Below are 17,515 nucleotides of genomic sequence, written 5' to 3'. Positions count from 1 at the left end.
TTCGCACCGGGGACCGGAAGACCGGAGAGGACGAGGCAGCCATGGCCACGACCGCCGAGCATCTCGCACCGCCCCCGGGCGTCGACCTGGTCTGGTACGGCCGGGTGGCCGAACTGGCCGAAGAGGCGCTGGCCCATCGCCATCTGCTCGACGCCGAGGAGTCGGCCCGGCTGGACGCCTTTTTACGGCCCGTCGACCGGCACGCCTACGCGGTGGCGCATGTGGCGCTGCGCAGGTTGCTGGGCGCACGGCTGGGCATCGATCCCGCCGAGGTCGCGATGGAGCGCCGCCCCTGCGGCCAGTGCGGCGGGCCGCACGGCCGGCCGGCCGTCCCGGGCGACCGGATCCACTTCTCCCTCTCCCACACCAGCCGCACGGCGGACGGCCGGGTGCTCATCGCCCTCGCCGAAGCGCCGATCGGCGTGGATGTGGAGGTCGTGCCGAACGCGAACACGGTCGCCGAGGTGAGCAGTCAGCTCCACCCCCATGAGCGTACGGAGTTGAACGCGCTGGCCCACGGGGACCGTCCGCTCGCGTTCGCCCGCTGCTGGACCCGTAAGGAATCCGTCCTCAAGGCGACGGGCGCCGGAATCGGCGAGGGCGTGGCCGGTATCCATGTCGGCGCGGGGCCCCGGCCCCGGCCGGACGCGCTGGGGCCCGGACTCCCCTGCGCCCTGTCGGATCTGCCCGCGGGGCCCGGTTACGCGGCGGCCGTCGCCCTGCTCGGGGCGCCGCCGAAGGCCCCCGCGCACCTTGTCGGGCGCGACGGACGCGACGGACGCGACGGAGGCTGAGCCGTGCAGTTCATCATCTTCATGACGCTTCCCGGTCTGGTGATCCTGCTGACCGTCATCGCCTTCGTGGACTATCTGCTGCGGGCGACCGGACGCGGCCGGCGGACCGGCCGGGTGTCCGCGACGGGCTTCGAGCAGCTGCACGCGTCCTTCTCGCCCGGGAAGGCGACGCAGCTGCGGGAGCGGCACACCGCCATGCTGATGAAGGACGACGACGAGGACGGGGCTCCGCCGAATCGTTCCTCCGTGGATCTCGACGGCGGGGTCGCGGTGGTACGGCTGCCGTCCGACCCGGCCCGGGACCACCGCTGAGCCGAGAGCGCTGATACGGGCCGGGCCGCGGGGCCCGGCCCGTATCGGAAGCTCAGACCGGGCGGGTCGCCTTGAGGGAGTACATCAGCGGCACCCTCGGCTGTCCGGCGGGGAAGCGGAGGTAGCCGTCCCGGGTCTCCAGGGACTCGAACCGGTCGTACAGCGATATGTCGTGCTCGTGGAGGAACTCCAGCCGCAGCCCGGTCGCGCAGATCGCCGAGACGACCTTCCCGATCGGGTGCTGCCATTCCACCGTGCGGTTGTGGACGGTCGCGGCGGACGGGTCGGCGTACGTCCCCTCCACGTGCTCCACCCACGGCTCGCGCGCGAAGTAGTCGTGGACGATACGGGATCCGGTCTCGTCGTCGAGGGAGTCGGTGATCGGGTGGAACTCGGCGAGGTAGAGGAAGCCGCCGGGTGCCACGAAGGACGCCGCGATCTCGGCCCAGCGGTCGATGTCGGGGAGCCAGTTGAGGGCGCCGAGGCCGGTATAGACGATGTCGTACGGGCCCGTGGGCACGGTGTCCCGCGCGTCGTACACGTCGGAGGCCACGAACGCGGCGCGCTCCGGGCCGAGGCCGATCTCCTCGGCGATGCCGCGGGCGGTCGTCACGGCCGGTTCGGAGAAGTCGAGGCCGACGACCCGTGCGGCGCCGTGGCGGGCCCAGCCCAGGGTGTCGAGGCCGAAGTGGCACTGGAGGTGGAGCAGGCTCCGTCCCGTGACGTCGCCGACCTCCGCGAGCTCGAAGTCGCGCAGCGGGTCGCGACCCGCGCGGAAGGCTTCGACCTGGTAGAAGTCGCTGGTCACATGGATGGGAACTCGCTCGTCCCAGTTGGATCGGTTGGCGTCGCGCCAGTCGTCGGGAATCGCGGATGCGGAGGATGCGGACATCTTCCCGAGGTTATCCACAGGCTGAGGACGGCGCGAACGGTTTGTCGGCGGTCCGGCGCAGAATGGGGTCATGACTGAGACCACACAGCCGAATCGACCGCAGGCCCCGGCCTGGGAGCAGCGCTTCCGGGCGCCTCGTGTCTCCCTTCCCGACTGGGCCAGGGACGAGCCCGACCGTTCGCTTTTCGTCTCCAACGCGACGGGGACCTATGAGCTGTACGCCTGGGACCGTGCCACCGGTGAGCAGCGGCAGGTCACCGACCGGCCGAACGGCACGACGGACGGGGTGCTCTCCCCGGACGGCGAGTGGATCTGGTGGTTCTCGGACAAGGACGGGGACGAGTTCGGGATATGGCTGCGGCAGCCCTTCGGCGGCGGTCCCGACGAGCCGGCGGCGGCGGGGCTCGGCCCCTCCTATCCCGCGGGCCTCGCGATCGGGTCGAACGGCGTCGCGGTGGTCGGGCGGTCCACCGACGAGCAGGGCACGACGATCCATGTCGTACGGGTGCCGGAGCATGACGTCGCCTCGTCCGGCGGGGCGGCCGGGGGCACCGGGCGGGCCGGTGGCGTCGGGGCGGCCGGGGACGGTGGCGCCGCGGGGCCGCTGGAGATCTACCGGCACCGGGAGTCGGCGGGCGTCGGCGATCTGTCCCACGACGGGACGCTGATCGCGATCGAGCACACCGAGCACGGCGACGCGATGCACTCGGCGCTGCGGGTCGTCCGGCTGGACGGGAGCACGGTCGCCGAGCTGGACGACACCCGCGGCGGCACGGAGGAGCTGGGTCTCGAGGTCCTCGGGTTCGCCCCCGTGGACGGGGACACCCGGCTGCTCGTGGGGCATCAGCGCCGGGGCCGCTGGGAGCCGATGATCTGGGACGTGGCCTCCGGTGAGGAGACCCCGCTGGCGATCGATCTGCCCGGCGATGTGAACGCGGAGTGGTTCCCCGACGGCTCGGGGCTGCTGGTCGCGCACAGTTTCAAGGCCCGTGGCGAGGTGTGGCGGTACGACCTGGCGGCCGGTGAGCTGACCCGGATAGACACCCCGTCCGGCTCGGTCTCGGGGGCGACGGCGCGGCCCGGGGGCGAGGTGGAGTATCTGTGGTCGTCGGCGGCGCTGCCGCCTCAGGTGCGGTCGACGGCGGGCGGGGTCGTGCTGGACCCGCCGGGGCCGAAGGCGCCGGAGTCGGTGCCCGTGGAGGACGCCTGGGTGGAGGGTCCCGGCGGGCTGGTCCACGCCCTGGTGCAGCGGCCCGCCGGGGCGAGCGGCCCGCTGCCGACGGTCTTCGAGATCCACGGCGGTCCGACGTGGCACGACAGCGACTCCTTCGCGGCGGGTCCGGCCGCCTGGGTCGACCAGGGCTATGCGGTGATCCGGGTCAACTACCGGGGTTCGACGGGTTACGGCCGGGCGTGGACGGACGCGTTGAAGCACCGGGTGGGGCTGATCGAGCTGGAGGACATCGCGGCGGTCCGGGAGTGGGCGGTGGCGTCCGGTCTCGCGGACCCGGAGCGGCTGATCCTGGCGGGCGGTTCATGGGGCGGCTATCTCACCCTTCTCGGGCTCGGCACGCAGCCCGACGTCTGGGCGCTCGGCCTGGCCGCGGTGCCCGTCGCCGACTATGTGACGGCGTACCACGACGAGATAGAGGCGCTGAAGGCGATGGACCGCACGCTGCTGGGCGGGACGCCGGAGGAGGTGCCGGAGCGGTTCGAGGCGTCGTCGCCGCTGACGTATGTGGACGCGGTCCGGGCCCCGGTCTATATCTCGGCCGGGGTGAACGACCCCCGCTGCCCCATCCGCCAGGTGGAGAACTATGTGGACCGGCTGGCCGCCCGGGGCGCGGTCCACGAGGTCTACCGCTACGAGGCGGGCCACGGGTCGCTGGTGGTGGAGGAGCGGATCAAGCAGGTGGCCATGGAGATCGCCTTCGCCGCGGCGCATCTGCCGGGTCCGGTCCCGGGCGACGCCTTCGGCCGGGGTGACGTGGCCGATGGCGCCGACACGGCCGGAGAGGGGGGCGCGGGGGAGTAGCCGGGAACCGTTCCGTACCGTGGAGGGGTGTACAGGTTCCTGCTGACGCCCCGGTGGTGGGGCATCAATCTCTTCGCCGTGCTGGCGATCCCGCTGTGCATCTTCATGGGGACCTGGCAGCTCGGCCGGTTCGAGGCCCGCGCCGATGCCCAGAAGGAGGCGGAGCGGGCGCCCACGGCGGAGGAGCTGAAGCCGACGCCGCTGGACGAGCTGCTGCCCGTCGACAAGGAGACGTCCGGCCGGACGGCGACGGCCGCCGGGCGGTACGGCGAGCAGTTCCTCGTCCCGGGGCGGGAGCTGGACGACCGGACCGGGTCGTATGTGCTCACCCTGCTGAAGACCGACGGGGGCCGGGTGCTTCCGGTGGTCCGGGGCTGGCTCCCGGAGGGCGCCGCCACGCCCGCGGCGCCGACGGGCCGGGTCGCGGTGGAGGGCGCCCTCCAGGCGTCGGAGACCGTCGGCAAGGACGGGGTGCACGCGGCGGGGGGTCTGCCGGAGGGGCAGTTGGCGATGATCAGTGCGGCGACGCTGGTCAATGTCGTCCCGGACGAGGTGTACGACGCCTATGTCAACCTCACCCGGGCGGACGCGGGGCTGCGGCCGGTACCGGCGACGCTGCCGGAGGGCACCGGGCTGGATCTGAAGGCGTTCCAGAACCTGGGGTACTCGGGCGAGTGGTACGCCGGGGTGGCGTTCATCCTCTTCATGTGGTTCCGGTTCTTCCGCCGGGAGGTGGAGCTGCAGAAGGACGCCGCACTGGGGCTGCCGCCGGAGAGCGACGCCGTGGCAGGGCCCGGGGCGGGACTCGGAGCCGGGTCCGGAGGCACGGGCGCGGGTGTCGTGGAGCGGCCGGAGGCCGGGGCAGAGCAGACCGCGGTCTGAGTCCGGCCGGGTATCGCCCGGTGGGCGGGTCAGGGCGAGAATCAGGGCGAGAAGGGGACCCAGCGGGGCGTGGCGTCGCGGTCGTAGTGGGCCGGAGTATCGGGGACGACGGCCGTCAAGGGGATCCACTCGTCGTCGGGACACCAGGCGGGGTCGCCGACGGCCTGGGCGGCAAGCGGTGAGTAGGCCCAGGAGATCAGGGCCCGGGGCGGGACGGTGTCACCGGGCGGCGGAATGTCGTCGGGATCTTCGCCGGCGCCGGGATCGTAGCCGTTTCCGTCCTCGTCGACCAGGACGATCCAGCCGAGGAAGTCACGGCCGTCGCGGAGGGTGAGACCGACCTTGTCGCAGCGGTCGGCGCGGGTACGGAGGTAGTCGCACAGGGCTCGGGTCACACCGTCCACGCGACGTACCGCCTCTCCGATGTCGGCACGGCCGGGGGTTCGGGTCGGGCCGGGTCAAGGGGGGGGTCCGGTCGTCATGGGTGGGAGTGGTCGCTCACCGTCGTGGACGAGCCGGGCCCGGGGCCGCTCCCGCACCGGCCCCGGGCCCTCCCGCGTCCCCGCGTCATTCCGCCGGGGTGTGGGGCCGGGGTCAGTCGGCCAGGATGCCGGTGCGGTAGATCGTGCCGGAGCAGTAGCCGACGAGCTGGGCATCGGCCGAAGCGACACCGTTCTCGGTGGTGTGGTGCACAAGGACGACGGGTGCGGTCGGCGGCTCGTTCGGCCCCGGCTGGTTCTCGCCCTCCGCGGGCGGTGCGCCGCCCGGGTTCTCGGCACCGCCGCCGGTGGCGCCCTCGGTGGCGGTGGGATCGGGTGACGGGTTGCCGGTGGGACAGTTCTCGCCCGGGACGAAGCCGAATCGCACCCGGTAGGCGTCGCCGGGCTTCAGCGCCACCGATGCCAGCTCCGCCGACGGGTCGGGCAGACCGGAGGAGGCCGCGTCGCCGCCGATGTGCTCGACGACCTGGATCTTGGACATATCCGCGTCGCCGCTCGCGCCGACGAGCAGTTCGCCCTCACCGCGAACCTCGCAGGGTGTGTCGGAGGAGTTGACGACCCGGAAGGAGCCGTAGATCACTCCGTCCCCGTGCATCGATTCCAGGCCTTCCGTGTCGATGCGGAGTTGGCCCTGCCCGCAGGCCGGAGGGTCGGCGGCGATCACTCCGCCGTCGACGCCACCGGATTGCTTCGGTCCCCTGACGCCGGTCTCGCCGCCGGTGCTGCCCGAGGGGTCACCGGGGCGCTTGTCGGGCAGGTTCTCCTTGCCCTTGCTCGGCGTCGCCGAGGGCCGGGCGGGGCCTTCGCGGTCGCCCGTGGTGCCCGGTTGCCCGCCCTCCTGGCCGCCGGTGGGCTGGTTGTGGCTGGCGTTCGCGGTGTTGGTCCTGTCGCTGCCGCTCGTGTCCGCCACATGGACCAGGGCCGGTACGGCGGTTCCCGTCAGGACCACCGCGGCGACCGCGCCGATCAGCATCTGGCGCTTTCTGGCGCGCCGCGCCGGGACGGCGGTCCGCAGCCGGTGCAGGGCGTTGTCGGCGGGCCGGAGGTCGTCGACCGCGTCGTGGAAGAGCCGTCCGAGGTCGAGGTCGAGAGCGAGCTCCGGTTCGGATCCGGGGACGGGGCCGGGGCCGGAGGCGTGGGCGGGGGCCGTGTCCGGATCCGGGGAGTCCGGCGTATCGGGTGCATCCGGTGGATCGAGCCGCTGTGACGCGTCCGAGGATTCCGGGGCGTCGGAGGAGTCCGGCGCGCCCTCGTCGTGTTCGTGTTCCGGCCCGTTGTTCACAATTCCGTTTCCAGTCCGGTCGTCGGGGGGTCCGTCCGGCCCGTACCGTTCAGATGCTGTGCCGTCGTCGTGCGCGCCGCTCATTTCGTGGCCTCCATGGCCACGCGCAGCGCAGCGATGCCCCGGGAGCCGTACGCCTTCACCGAGCCGAGGGATATGCCCAGCGTCTGGGCGACCTGGACCTCGGTCATGTCCGCGAAGTAGCGCAGGACGAGCACCTCGCGCTGGCGGCGCTGGAGCCCCCGCATGGCCTTGATCAGGTCGTCCCGTTCGAGCTGCTCGTACGCCCCCTCCTCCGCGCTCGCCATGTCCGGCATCGGCTTGGAGAGCAGCTTGAGTCCGAGGATGCGGCGGCGCAGCGCCGAGCGGGACAGATTGACGACGGTCTGCCGCAGATAGGCGAGGGTCTTCTCGGGGTCCCTGACCCGTTTGCGCGCGGAGTGGACCCGGATGAACGCCTCCTGGACGACGTCCTCGCAGGAGGCGGTGTCGTCGAGGAGCAGCGCGGCGAGTCCCAGCAGGGAGCGGTAGTGGGCGCGGTAGGTCTCGGTGAGGTGGTCGACGGTCGTCCCGAGTGCCACCGCGGGCACCGTCGCCGTCATGGTCGCCGTCCCGGCCGGCCGCTCCGCGGTCGTGGCCGGCTTCTGGGCGCCGTCACGCTGCGGAGGGATGCCGGGGGCGAGCGCCGGAACGGCGGCCCGGGAGCCGGGGGGCGTCGAGGGGGTGGACGGCACGGGCGCGATCACCGGCATACCCCCCGGCAGGCGCCGTGGCCTGCGGAAGGGGCGGACGGGGACGCGGGGGGCCGACACCCCGGTGAAATCGAGTACCTCTGCCACGCCTGTTGGACACGCTTCCCCCCGTCAGGGTTGTACGTGCACGCCACCGCTTTTGACCGTCGATTGTTTGCAGCCATGCGTACTCGCTCTTCCCCCATGCCCCTTTGTCGCGGCCTCGACCGGCGATGCCCGCAGAGACGCTTGCGGCACGGCCCGCGGTTGCACCCTCCGGGGGCGGTATGACGGCCGTTCGTCCTCACGCCCGGATCCGAGCCGTGACGACGGGCGGCGGCCTCCGCCGTACCGGCCGTTCGACGTGCTCACGGGGCGTTCACAGATCCTACAAAGTGTAGGTGTCATTTAGACAGGCCGAACGGCCGGAAAAGAGCGGGAAATCGATCATGGGACGTACGGTTCGGAACCGTACAGTTCGGAACCGTACGGTTCAGAACCGCTCGGGCTCCGCCGGCCCGGCCCATGTCTCCGTCAGTGACTGGGCGATGGACTCGGCGATCTGAGCGGTGTTCAGCGCCGCGCCCTTGCGGAGGTTGTCCCCGCAGACGAACAGCTCCAGCGCGCACGGGTCGTCGGGCGAGCGCCGCACCCGGCCCACCCAGACCGGATCGGTCCCCACCACATCGGCGGGTGTGGGGAACTCCCCGGCCGCCGGGTTGTCGAAGAGGACCACTCCGGGCGATGTCGCGAGGATCTCGTGCGCCCGCGCCACGGTCACCTCGGACTCGAAGCGCGCGTGGACGGCGAGGGAGTGCCCGGTCAGTACGGGGACCCGGACGCAGGTCGCGGAGACCCGCAGCCCCGGCAGGTCGAGCACTTTGCGGATCTCGGCCCGCAGCCCCAGCTCCTCCGACGACCAGCCGTCCTCGGCGGGTTCGCCGGTCCAGGGGACGACATTGAGGGCGACGGGCGCCGGGAAGGGCCCGAAACCGGACACCGCCACCGCCGCGCCCCCGGACCCGGGGCCCGGGCCGCGTCCTGTCGTGTCCTCGACGGCCCGCCGGACGTCCCCGGGGGTCTCCCCGAGGTCGGTCCCGGCAACCAGCGCCAACTGGGCGCGCAGGGTCGCGACGGCGTCCCGGCCCGCGCCGCTGACGGCCTGGTACGAGGAGATCACCAGCTCCCGGAGCCCGAACTCGGCGTGCAGCGCGCCGACCGCGGGGAGCGCGGCGAGGGTCGTGTCGTGGGGCCCAGCGACGATGCCGCGGGGTCTGACCCGTACGGCATGGGGGTTGATCTCGGGGACGACCAGCGGGACGTCCGGGTCGAGCCGGAAGGCGGCCGACGCGTCCACGACGACCGCGCCCTTGGCCGCCGCGATCGGCGCCCACTGCGCGGAGACCGGCGCGGGCACCAGGAAGAGCGCCACGTCGATGCCGGTCAGCGCCTCCTCGGTGAGGGGGACGACCTCGCACTCCTCCCCGCGTACGGCCAGCTTGCGGCCGGCCGAGCGCGGGGAGGCGACGAGGCGTACGGCGCCCCACACGTCTTCGTTGCGCGAGAGGATCTCCAGCGCCACCGCGCCGACGGCTCCGGTCGCCCCGACGACCGCGAGCGCCGGCTTGCGGGTCATCGCCCGGTGCCTCCGTAGACCACGGCCTCGTCGGAGTCGCTGTCCAGGCCGAAGCGGGTGTGCACGGCGCGCACCGCCTCGTTGACGTCGTCGGCCCGGGTGACCACCGAGATCCGGATCTCGGAGGTCGAGATCAGCTCGATGTTCACCCCCGCGTCCGTCAGCGCCTCGAAGAACGAGGCGGTGACCCCGGGGTTGGTCTTCATGCCCGCGCCGACGAGGGAGATCTTGCCGATCTGGTCGTCGTACCGCAGCGACTCGAAGCCGATCCCGCCCTTGGCCTTCTCCAGCTCCTCGATCGCCCGCGCGCCGTCCGTCTTGGGCAGCGTGAAGGAGATGTCGGTCAGGGCGGTGGTGGCGGCGGACACATTCTGGACGATCATGTCCAGATTGATGTCGGCATCCGCGATCGCGCGGAAGATGGCCGCCGCCTCACCTGGCTTGTCGGGCACCCCGACGACCGTGACCTTGGCTTCGGAGACGTCATGGGCGACTCCGGAGATGATGGCGTGCTCCATCTGCTGGTCTCCCTGCGGTTCGTTGCTCACCCAGGTACCGCGCAGTCCGGAGAAGGACGAGCGGACATGGATCGGAATGTTGTAGCGGCGGGCGTACTCGACACAGCGGTGGAGCAGCACCTTGGAGCCGGAGGACGCCAGCTCCAGCATGTCCTCGAAGGAGATCCAGTCGATCTTCCGGGCCTTGGGGACCACCCGGGGGTCGGCGGTGAAGACGCCGTCCACATCCGTGTAGATCTCGCAGACCTCGGCGTCCAGCGCCGCGGCCAGGGCGACGGCGGTGGTGTCGGAGCCGCCGCGGCCGAGGGTGGTGATGTCCTTCTTGTCCTGGGACACGCCCTGGAAGCCGGCGACGATGGCGATATTGCCTTCGTCGAGGGCGGTACGGATCCGGCCCGGCGTCACATCGATGATGCGCGCCCTGTTGTGGACCGAGTCGGTGATGACGCCCGCCTGGCTGCCCGTGAAGGACTGGGCCTTGTGGCCCAGGTTTTTGATCGCCATGGCCAGCAGGGCCATGGAGATCCGCTCCCCGGCGGTCAGGAGCATGTCGAACTCACGGCCGGCAGGAATCGGGGAAACCTGCTCCGCGAGGTCGATCAGCTCGTCCGTTGTGTCGCCCATCGCGGACACCACGACGACCACCTGATGGCCGTTCTTCTTGGCATCGACGATCCGCTTGGCGACGCGCTTGATGCCTTCGGCATCGGCAACGGAGGAGCCTCCGTACTTCTGCACGACAAGGCCCACGTGGCGCTCCTCGATCGGTTCTTTCCGCCGCAGTCCGGTGGTGCTGCGGTCGGCTCAGTCTAACGAGCGGCCCCGGGCCGACCTCGGGCACATCACATGGTGAGATGCCCGGCTCGCCCGGTGAACGATGCCTCCCGGCTGACCTACTGCCCCGGAGTCGACGGGCGTACGCACCATGTGGGCCGGGTCACAGGATTCCCACGGGCCCCGGGCGGATCGAGAGCACCGGGCCTCCGCGACCGCTCGGGGCCTCCGAAAGCGCCGCCGGCTCAGGGGACTCAGCGAGCTCAGGAGGCTCAGGGGACTCAGCGGGCTCAGGGGCTCCGCAGCCCCAGCGGCGCCGCGATCTCCGCCGCCATCACCCGGCCCGCCTCCTCGGCGAGCGCGTCCTCGGCCAGGTCCTCGTCGGTGTCGAGTCCGTCCAGCTCCGCCAGCGGCTGGTCCAGCCGGACATGCGCCACCAGCGACTGGAGCGCCCGCAGGGTCGCCGAAGCGGTCGGCCCCCAGTTGGAGAAGTAGGAGAACTGCCACCACCACAGCGCCTCGGTGGTACGCCCGGCCCGGTAGTGGGCGAGCCCGTGCCGCAGATCGGTGACGATGTCCGCGACATTGTCCGATACACGGAACGCGACCGGGGCCTTACGCGGCTCGTACGGGTCAAAGACCTCGGAGAACACGTCCACCGGCTCCAGCAGCCTGGCGAAGCGTTCCCGCAGATCGTCCACGTCCGGTTCGGGACCGGTGTCCGGCTCGTACCGCTCGTCCGGGAGGATGTCCTCGTGGGCACCCAGCCGGCCGCCGGTCAGCAGCAGCTGGGAGACCTCCAACAGCAGAAACGGCACAGCGCTGTCCGGCTCGTCACCCTTCGCGACCTCGGTCACGGCGACGATGAAGGACTCGATCGAGTCCGCGATCTGGACCGCGAAGTCGGCCGGATCCTGATTCACGGCGTGCAGCATGGCGTCAGACATCGAGAAGTCGTCTCCCCTCGAAGGCACGTCCCAACGTGACCTCGTCGGCGTATTCCAAGTCTCCCCCCACAGGGAGACCACTGGCCAGCCGGGTGACCTTCAAACCCATCGGTTTGATCATCCGGGCCAGGTAGGTGGCCGTGGCCTCGCCCTCCAGATTGGGGTCCGTGGCCAGGATCAGTTCGGTGACCGCGCCGTCCGCCAACCGGGCCAGCAGCTCCCGGATCCGCAGGTCGTCGGGGCCGACGCCCTCGATGGGGCTGATCGCCCCGCCGAGGACGTGGTAGCGGCCCCGGAACTCGCGGGTCCGCTCGATCGCCACGACGTCCTTCGACTCCTCCACCACACAGATCACGGCGAGGTCGCGGCGCGGGTCGCGGCAGATGTTGCACAGCTCCTGCTGGGCGACGTTGCCGCAGACCGCGCAGAAGCGGACCTTCTCCTTCACTTCCAGCAGGGCGTGGGCGAGCCTGCGGACGTCCGTCGGCTCGGCCTGGAGGATGTGGAAGGCGATCCGCTGCGCGCTCTTGGGACCGACGCCGGGCAGCCTGCCCAGCTCGTCGATCAGATCCTGGACCACGCCTTCGTACAACGGACTGCCTTTCCCCGCTCGGACCTCTGTCTTACCGCCCTGCCGCCGCCCCGCCCTCACCGTAGTGGCTGAACCGCCCCGTTCAGAAGGGCCGCCCCCGCACCTGTCCCGCGTTCACCGGAGCGGTGCGGACGAGTATGAATTGGTACGGATTTGTACGGATCGGCAGGTAATGGTACGGATCGGTACGTTCCCACGGGCCGGGGCCCGGAAGGCTCCTCAGAAGGGCAGTCCCGGCATCCCGCCGAGGCCCTGGGCCAGCGGGCCGAGCTTCTGCTGCGCGAGCTGCTGGGCGTTCTCGTTCGCGGCCTGGACGGCGGCGACGACGAGATCGGCCAGGGTCTCGGTGTCCTCGGGGTCGACCGCCTTGGGGTCGATCACCAGGGCCCGCAGCTCGCCCGAGCCGTTGACGGTCGCCTTCACCAGACCGCCGCCCGCCTGGCCGTCGACCTCGGTCCGCGCCAGCTCCTCCTGCGCCCGTGCGAGGTCCTGCTGCATCTTCTGGGCCTGCTGAAGCAGCTGCTGCATATCGGGCTGGCCACCACCGGGGAACACGGTCACTCCAGGTATCTCGGGACACCACGGTCTCGCGGTACGCGTCGAGCCTACGTGGTCGTGGAACGGACCGCCGCACCGAGCGGCGGCCCCCGCTCCCGAGGGGCTAAGCTGCGGGGCCACTACCGGATCAAGGACGTCCCGTGGACGGAAATACCGGGATTTCGGCCACACGGCCCCCCATTCGGCGGTAGGAAGGGCCTGTTGTTCCGTACCAGCACGCCAGGAAGACGTCGCACAACGTCGTACAACGTCGTAGAGGAGTGTCCCGGTGAGCCAGCCGGAGATGCAGCCCGGGGGCCCGGCCCGGGACGAGCGGGGCGAGCGGCGCGAGCCGCCGCGCGGTGATCTGACCGGAAGGCCGTTCCCGCTGGGCGACTGGGGCGAGCCCGCCGAACGCCTCGACGAGCTGTACCGCTGGGTGGAGACGGCCGCCCTGCGCACGGTGGACTGGTATCTGGCGGACCGGGTCTGGAAGCGCCGTACGGGACGCCTGCTGCGCCTCGGTACGGCCCTGGGCACGATCGCCGGGGCCGCGCTCCCCCTGCTCGACCTGACCGGCCTGGTGGGCGGTGCGGCGGGCTGGGGCTATCTCGCCCTGCTGCTGGGCGCGGCCTGCTACGCCTGCGACCGCTACTTCGGGGTCACCGCCGGCTGGATGCGCAATATGGCCACCGCGCAGGCCGTGCAACGGCGATTGCAGACGTTGCAATTCGATTGGGCGTCGGAGAGCGTACGGGAGGTCCTGGGCCCGACCGAGGGCACGGCGGGTGAGGCGGCCGAACGCTGCCTCGCCGTGCTGCGCCGGTTCTCGGAGGACGTCCAGGAGCTGGTCAGGGCCGAGACGGCGGACTGGATGCGCTCCTTCCACGGCGGTCTGGACGCCCTGGTGCTCCAGGCGGGCGCGCTGCCGCTGCCCGGCGGGCTCCCGGCGCGCGGTCTCGACCCGGGCGCCCCGGCCGGCCGGACGACGCTCCCCCCGGGCACCCGCCCCAATATGCCCCGCCAGCGCCCGCCGGAGCCGCCGCGCTGATCGTCCGCCGCCCCCGGGCCCGGGGTTCTCCGGAGCCCGCGGCGCCGGTCAGCGCCAGCGTTCGGGGATGTTCGCGATCTGCCGGAACACGTCCCAGCCCTCGGGCCGGAACTCCGGCATCTTCCATCCCATCCCGCGCCCGACCCAGTACCCGCGCAGCTCCCGTATCTGCCCGAGGTTGTCGTCGCCGATCCCGGACTCGTTGTAGCAGCACGGGCAGATGACGTAGTTGGGCATACCGCCCGAGTCGAAGACCTCGTCCCCGTCGTCGTACCCGCAGATCCGGCAGGCGGTCTCGGTGCGGTCCTCTTCGGGTGTCGCGGGTGCCGCGAGTACCGCGGGTCCCGCAGGTGTCGCGGGTGCCGCGGGTCCCGTCGGCTGCGCTGATCGGTCGTTCGTCACGCGGCGCAGCGTACGGAGCCGCGCCGCGCCCGTACAACATATTTAGGGACAAGAGGCCAGGTCACGGGCGTGATCACCACGCCCTGCGGTCAGCTGAAGACGATCATCGACCCCTGGCCGAGGCTCCGGGTGGCCGCCGCGTGGAGGCCGAGCCAGACATGGCGTTCGCGGGCGAAGGGACCGCCGTCGTACGGCACCGGGCCCGCGGGTTCCTCCAGGGCCGTGCCCCGTTCCGGGGGCCGGGGCGCGACAGGCGGGTTCGCCGGGTCGATCCCGATCACGGGGGCGACGTACTCCAGTTCCCGCAGCAGTCCCTGGGTCGACCCCAGCGGGCCGCCGCCCGCGAGGAGTTCGTCGGTGGACAGCGGGGCCCGGAAGTCGACGGGGACGTAGGCGCCCGCGTGGTCGTAGTGCCAGACCAGATGGGACTGCCGGGCCGTCGGCTCGAACATCTCCAGCAGCTGCTCGTAGTCCCCGCCGAGTTCGTCGACCGGGGTCACCGCGAGTCCGCAGAGCTGGAGGAGATAGGCCCGCCGCAGGAAGTGCAGGGCGTCGTAGTCGAATCCGGCGACCGGGGCGACGTCTCCGGAGAGCCCCGGCATATAGGCGAAGACGGGGACGGCGGGGAGTCCGGCGGCCGTCAGCGCCTGGTCGTAGACGGCCAGCTCTTCGGCGAAGGGGTTGTCGGGGCTGTGACAGAGGACGTCGACGAGGGGGACCAGCCACAGGTCACAGGCCAAGGAAGGGCTCGCTCTCCACGGAAGGAAGACACTCGGACAGACAGTGCCGCACCACACGGCACGGTGCCGTGTAGCGCGCGCACCAGCCTAGGTGCCGTCGGGCCCGCCGCGAAGAGGGTCACCGGGACCGGCTCGGATCCTCCGCGCCGTCCCCCACGTCCCAGACGAGCACCCCGTCGACCCAGACGCCGGGCCGTTCCAGCAGCGCCTCCAGCGTCGTCTGGAGCGCTTCCTCGTTGTACCCCGGCGGCAGGACGACCACGCCCGCGTCCCAGGCCGCGAGATCGGCCCGCGCCTGTTCTTGCTGGAGCGGCCCGATGTCGGGCACCCGGCCGGTGTCGCGGACCCGGTCGAGCAACTGAGACGTATGACGGGGTACGGCGCCGTAGATGCCGAGGTCGTCCGGGCCCCAGGGGCCCATGAAGTAGCCGCCGGCGAGCGGGAACCAGGAGCCGGTCGACGACTGCCAGTGCAGGGCGTCGGCGTTGCCCGGGTTCGGCAGCGGGACGGTCACCAGGGACTCCCCCGGGCCCAGATAGCGCCGGTACGTCCCCTCGGTGACGAAGTCGGGGACCGGGTCCCGTTCCCGTACGGGATAGGGCGTGGGCAGGATCGGGAGCAGGGCGGCGGCGAGCGCGGCGGCGCCCAGGACGCGTACCGCGGGGGTCCGGAACCGGCCCGTGCGCGCCGTTCCGTCCATGACCGTCACGGTCGCCGTGGCGAGGAGCATGCCGAGGACCGGTGCGCAGATCATCGCGATACGGGACTCGATCACCGCCTCCAGCAGCGGCGCCTTGCCCAGCGGCGTCCACGGCCCCGGCACGGTGTGGTCGGTGAACGGGATCGGGATCTCCGCGCCGAGGGAGAGCAGCGCGGCGGCCCCGGCGGTCAGCGCGAGCGCGGCGACGAGGGTGCGGTGCCAGAGGCGGACCGCGATCGCGCCCGCGAGGGCGAGCAGCGGCCAGCCGTAGAAGGCGTTCTGCTCGGTGCGGTTCATCGCCAGCGGATCGGCGCGTTCGTCCGTTCCGGCCAGGGACCGGCCGGCGAATTCGAGGAAGGCGCGGGGGCTGTTGAACGTCTCCGGGCTGTGCAGGACCCCCGAATAGCTCTGCGGGCCGAAGAACTGCCAGGCCAGCGGCCCGGCGACCAGCGGCAGACAGACCGCGAGCCCGACCCCGGTACCGCGCAGCAGGGGCCGCCAGGAGCGGCGGGCCGCGTCGCGGTCGAGCAGCGCGTAGCAGAGCGCGAAGAGGAGCATGCCCATCGCGGCGAGCAGCAGCGGCTCCTCGCCGATGAAGATCTGGTACGTGGCCAGCAGGCCGAGCACCACCCCGTCGCGGACCACGTCGCGGCCCGCGCAGAGCCGGAGCGCGCGGTCGACGATCAGCGGGAGCACGAAGAGGACGAGGAAGTTGGGGTGGGCGTTGCCGTGGGAGATCATCGGCGGCGCGAAGGCGGCGACGGCCGCGCCGATGACGGCGGGTCCCCGGCGGCCGGGTGTGACGCGCCGGACGATCAGCCAGTACCAGGCGGCGGCGGTGGCGGCGAGGCCGAAGGTGAGGACGAGGGCCCAGGTGACGGCGGGGCCCAGCAGGAGGGTGACGGGTGTCAGCGGTACGGAGAGTCCCAGCATCACCGTGTTCGCCATCAGATTGACCCCGTCCGGGGCGTTCTGGGCGGTGGTGAAGAGGGGGTTCCGGAAGTTGGTGACGTTGTCGGCGGTGACCGCGAAGAACCACTCCCACTGGTTCTGGTCCTGGCCCGCGTCGGCGAGGTAGCCGCGGTCGAGGTCGAACCACAGGTCCTGGTAGAGGAAGAAGGACGCGAGGCAGAACAGCGCCACGACGGCGAGGTCGGCGCGGGAGACCGCGGAGGTCCGCAGCCGGACGAGTTCGCCCAGGACGCGACCGTAGTCGAGCGGTCTGACCTTGGACCCGGTCCGGTGCGACCAGCGGACGGGCGCCTCCAGTACGGGCCAGCCGGAGCGGCGGAAGTACCGGAGGATCTCGACGTCGATGGCCCAGCCGTCGAGCCGGGACGCGGCGAAGGCGGTACGGGCCCGCTCGCCGTCGAAGAGCTTGAAGCCGCACTGCGTATCGCGCAGCCCGGGTACGGCGACGAGCCGTATCAGCAGGTTGCCCGCGCGGCCGAGCCACTCCCGGCCGCGCCACTGGTGGACGTCGATCCGCGAGTCGGGCAGCGCGCGCGACCCGATAACGGCACCGACGGCGGTTCCGGCCGCGGTTCCGTCGGTGCCGCTGTCGGTGCCGCCGTCGGTGACGAGCAGCTGGTCGAGCTGGTCGAGTTCCTCGATGGGGGTGGCGAGGTCGGCGTCGGTGACGAGGACCCGCCGCCCGTACGAGGCGAGTACGCCCAGCCGCAGGGCGTGCCCCTTGCCCCGGTTGTACGGCGCGGACACGAGATGGATCCGGGGGTCGTCGGCGGCGGCCTCGCGGGCGATGTCCGCGGTGTCGTCGGTGGAGCCGTCGTCGACGACGATCAGCTCCCACGTGCCCCAGCGACCCGGGTCGATGTCGAGGTGGTCGCGGATGGCGCGGAGGGTGGGGAGCAGCCGGGAGGACTCGTTGTAGGCGGGCACGACGACGCTCAGATCGACGGGGTCGCCTCCGGCGCGGGGCGCGGGGGGCACCGCGGCGACGGGATCGCCTCCGGCACGGGACGCGGGGGGCACCGCGGCGACCGGGCCGCCCACGGCCGGGCTCCCGGCGGTGTCCACGGCCGGAGCCGTGCGGACCGCCACTGCCCCGGTGTCCGGCGGCGGGACGGCGGCCGACCCGGTGTCCGGCGGCGGAACGGCGGCCGACCCGCCCGGTGCGGTGTCGCCGGTCGCCGTCGCGGACGCGACGCCCTCCGGGGCGGCGCCGGCGGT

17 protein-coding genes are annotated in these 17,515 nt (G+C 72.1%); 5 read left to right on the top strand and 12 right to left on the bottom strand.

The window, feature by feature from the left end:
* Positions 1–41 precede the first annotated feature (41 nt).
* Together ACFXG1_RS00840 and ACFXG1_RS00835 are read left to right on the top strand one after the other, a co-directional pair.
* A complete protein-coding gene (locus ACFXG1_RS00840; protein ID WP_384709285.1) occupies positions 42–794 on the top strand; it encodes a 4'-phosphopantetheinyl transferase family protein in 753 nt (250 codons plus the stop codon).
* Positions 795–797: 3 nt separating this feature from the next.
* Entirely contained in the window at positions 798–1,106 is a 309-nt protein-coding gene (locus ACFXG1_RS00835; protein ID WP_384709282.1) for a DUF6191 domain-containing protein, read from the top strand.
* A gap of 52 nt (positions 1,107–1,158) precedes the next feature.
* Here the strand turns inward: ACFXG1_RS00835 and ACFXG1_RS00830 are convergent, their stop codons facing one another.
* Positions 1,159–1,998 (bottom strand): class I SAM-dependent methyltransferase, encoded by an 840-nt coding sequence (locus tag ACFXG1_RS00830; protein ID WP_384709279.1) that lies wholly within the window; start codon positions 1,996–1,998, stop codon positions 1,159–1,161.
* A 70-nt stretch (positions 1,999–2,068) separates the two neighbouring features.
* Here ACFXG1_RS00830 and ACFXG1_RS00825 point away from each other — a divergent pair, with 70 nt between their 5' ends.
* Complete coding sequence (locus tag ACFXG1_RS00825; protein WP_384709276.1) at positions 2,069–4,033, top strand: prolyl oligopeptidase family serine peptidase; 1,965 nt, start codon at positions 2,069–2,071, stop codon at positions 4,031–4,033.
* A 27-nt stretch (positions 4,034–4,060) separates the two neighbouring features.
* Entirely contained in the window at positions 4,061–4,915 is an 855-nt protein-coding gene (locus ACFXG1_RS00820) for an SURF1 family protein (protein ID WP_384709273.1), read from the top strand.
* 41 nt (positions 4,916–4,956) lie between these two features.
* Here the strand turns inward: ACFXG1_RS00820 and ACFXG1_RS00815 are convergent, their stop codons facing one another.
* From ACFXG1_RS00815 to ACFXG1_RS00780, 8 genes are all read right to left on the bottom strand, one after another.
* Positions 4,957–5,310, bottom strand: a complete 354-nt coding sequence (locus ACFXG1_RS00815; protein ID WP_384709270.1) for a hypothetical protein — start codon at positions 5,308–5,310, stop codon at positions 4,957–4,959.
* 199 nt (positions 5,311–5,509) lie between these two features.
* Complete coding sequence (locus ACFXG1_RS00810; protein WP_384739996.1) at positions 5,510–6,697, bottom strand: hypothetical protein; 1,188 nt, start codon at positions 6,695–6,697, stop codon at positions 5,510–5,512.
* Positions 6,698–6,777: 80 nt separating this feature from the next.
* On the bottom strand, positions 6,778–7,536 hold the full coding sequence (locus tag ACFXG1_RS00805) for a SigE family RNA polymerase sigma factor (RefSeq protein WP_384709264.1): 759 nt from the start codon (positions 7,534–7,536) through the stop codon (positions 6,778–6,780).
* Between the two features lie 385 nt (positions 7,537–7,921).
* Positions 7,922–9,064 carry an aspartate-semialdehyde dehydrogenase gene (locus tag ACFXG1_RS00800; RefSeq protein ID WP_384709261.1) on the bottom strand — a complete coding sequence of 381 codons (1,143 nt, stop codon included), beginning with the start codon at positions 9,062–9,064 and terminating at the stop codon, positions 7,922–7,924.
* Entirely contained in the window at positions 9,061–10,332 is a 1,272-nt protein-coding gene (locus ACFXG1_RS00795) for an aspartate kinase (protein ID WP_384709258.1), read from the bottom strand. The genes ACFXG1_RS00800 and ACFXG1_RS00795 overlap by 4 nt, the downstream gene beginning before the upstream one ends.
* Positions 10,333–10,646: 314 nt before the next feature.
* The gene (locus tag ACFXG1_RS00790; protein WP_384709255.1) at positions 10,647–11,303 is read right to left on the bottom strand and encodes a DUF5063 domain-containing protein; all 657 of its coding nucleotides are present in this window, start codon (positions 11,301–11,303) and stop codon (positions 10,647–10,649) included.
* Entirely contained in the window at positions 11,296–11,895 is a 600-nt protein-coding gene (gene recR, locus ACFXG1_RS00785) for a recombination mediator RecR (protein ID WP_384709252.1), read from the bottom strand. Before recR ends, ACFXG1_RS00790 begins: the two co-directional genes overlap by 8 nt.
* A 219-nt stretch (positions 11,896–12,114) precedes the next feature.
* Positions 12,115–12,450, bottom strand: coding sequence for a YbaB/EbfC family nucleoid-associated protein (locus ACFXG1_RS00780; protein ID WP_384709297.1), 336 nt, complete (start codon positions 12,448–12,450; stop codon positions 12,115–12,117).
* Positions 12,451–12,721: 271 nt separating this feature from the next.
* Between ACFXG1_RS00780 and ACFXG1_RS00775 the strand changes: the two genes are divergently transcribed.
* Positions 12,722–13,483, top strand: coding sequence for an SLATT domain-containing protein (locus tag ACFXG1_RS00775; RefSeq protein WP_384709249.1), 762 nt, complete (start codon positions 12,722–12,724; stop codon positions 13,481–13,483).
* A 48-nt stretch (positions 13,484–13,531) separates the two neighbouring features.
* Here ACFXG1_RS00775 and ACFXG1_RS00770 read toward each other — a convergent pair whose 3' ends face one another.
* The 3 genes from ACFXG1_RS00770 to ACFXG1_RS00760 form a co-directional block, all read right to left on the bottom strand.
* Positions 13,532–13,885: a hypothetical protein gene (locus ACFXG1_RS00770; protein ID WP_384709246.1), complete on the bottom strand. Its 354-nt coding sequence runs from the start codon at positions 13,883–13,885 to the stop codon at positions 13,532–13,534.
* An 89-nt stretch (positions 13,886–13,974) separates the two neighbouring features.
* Positions 13,975–14,625: a hypothetical protein gene (locus ACFXG1_RS00765; protein ID WP_384709243.1), complete on the bottom strand. Its 651-nt coding sequence runs from the start codon at positions 14,623–14,625 to the stop codon at positions 13,975–13,977.
* Between the two features lie 118 nt (positions 14,626–14,743).
* Entirely contained in the window at positions 14,744–17,275 is a 2,532-nt protein-coding gene (locus tag ACFXG1_RS00760; RefSeq protein WP_384740030.1) for a dolichyl-phosphate beta-glucosyltransferase, read from the bottom strand.
* Between the last annotated feature and the right edge of the window lie 240 nt (positions 17,276–17,515).

Source organism: Streptomyces sp. NPDC059248 (assembly GCF_042753905.1).
GTDB lineage: Bacteria > Actinomycetota > Actinomycetes > Streptomycetales > Streptomycetaceae > Streptomyces.
The sequence above is the reverse complement of the archived record's forward strand: the minus strand, read 5'-3'. Positions and strand labels throughout refer to the sequence as shown.

Excerpts from the sequence above, each read along its gene's own strand:
- ACFXG1_RS00840 (WP_384709285.1), top strand. The coding sequence starts at position 42 with ATGGCCACGACCGCCGAGCATCTCGCACCGCCCCCGGGCGTCGACCTG.
- ACFXG1_RS00830 (WP_384709279.1), bottom strand. The coding sequence starts at position 1,998 with ATGTCCGCATCCTCCGCATCCGCGATTCCCGACGACTGGCGCGACGCC.
- ACFXG1_RS00825 (WP_384709276.1), top strand. The coding sequence starts at position 2,069 with ATGACTGAGACCACACAGCCGAATCGACCGCAGGCCCCGGCCTGGGAG.
- ACFXG1_RS00800 (WP_384709261.1), bottom strand. The coding sequence starts at position 9,064 with ATGACCCGCAAGCCGGCGCTCGCGGTCGTCGGGGCGACCGGAGCCGTC.
- ACFXG1_RS00790 (WP_384709255.1), bottom strand. The coding sequence starts at position 11,303 with ATGTCTGACGCCATGCTGCACGCCGTGAATCAGGATCCGGCCGACTTC.